The sequence below is a fragment of the Streptomyces sp. NPDC059092 genome, assembly GCF_042756365.1.
Lineage (GTDB): Bacteria > Actinomycetota > Actinomycetes > Streptomycetales > Streptomycetaceae > Streptomyces.
Genome location: NZ_JBHZEJ010000162.1, coordinates 1 through 1,013 on the forward strand (window position 1 = coordinate 1; position 1,013 = coordinate 1,013).

The 1,013-nt window shown below is 37.7% G+C and carries 1 protein-coding gene; it reads right to left on the reverse strand.

Features of this window, described 5'->3' with window-relative positions; translation table 11 throughout:
- Window positions 1–112: 112 nt before the first annotated feature.
- A partial coding sequence (locus ACFXPL_RS37150; RefSeq protein ID WP_384927589.1) for a hypothetical protein occupies window positions 113–1,013 on the reverse strand: 901 nt, incomplete at its 5' end.

The following is a 1,013-nucleotide window of genomic DNA, read 5'->3' on the forward strand; positions in this document are numbered from 1 at the left end:
TAAATCGTGGTGTGACAATGGGTTCTCGCCGGCTCGAAATCGGTTTGTCAATCTGACAAATAACCCTTCGGGAAATAAAAAAAACGGCTCCATAAAGAGGAACCGTTTTGCTTCAAAAATCACGTTTTGTGTTATACTGGAGAAACGAAATTGTGTTTTCAAAATTGTCATTTTCGACATGATAACTTTTCTCGTAGTGTGGTTTTGCCGAACCCACTACTTTTTTTATGTCTCCGAACTTCATTTCTTCCCGTTCCGGCTTAACAATCCCTTTTGATTTTCGATACATATTCATTCCGGAAGGATACATGTGCAGCCGTCCGCCTTTTAAAAATTTCTTTTCCCGACCTTCTACGATCTTTGTTTGCACCTCACAGCCCTCTGAAGCCACTTTTAAGGCTGTTTCCCTGTCTTGGACATCTTCTAGGTCTATATCAGTCAAATAAGCGCTCAAATAGGCTCCTATGTTGTCTATATCCTTTAATGACTTGATTGTTACAAATCCTAAACCCCATAGACTCCTTAATTCAGCATTTTTAATATAAATCTTATCCAAATCATTAAAGCGCATTAAAACATGACAATGCCAGGCTCCACGTCCTTGTGGCTCTACCACCGATAAATAATCTATCGAACTTTCTTTCTTGTATTTATAACGCAACCTGTCGATAAAATTTTGAAAATCACTATAAAGTTTTTTCGTGTCCGTCATATTTTTCTTGTATGTCAAAGTTATATGTAATTCATTTGGCCGTCCTATAAAATTGTTATTTATCAAATAACGCAGCTTCTTAAAGGTTTGTCTCAAAGAATTATAATTTTCCTGCCGATTTTCCGAATGCTCGAACTCCCGGATCTCCCCAGTAGAGAGGTCTACAAACCTATCCTTGTCCAATTTTTTGATATTATTTTTCCGGTTCATCTTCTCCATATGCTGAACTTCAATGACGTGATTCATAGTGGTCACTTTTACAACATCATTAGGAGCTATGAAAACCGCGTCACCATTGCGT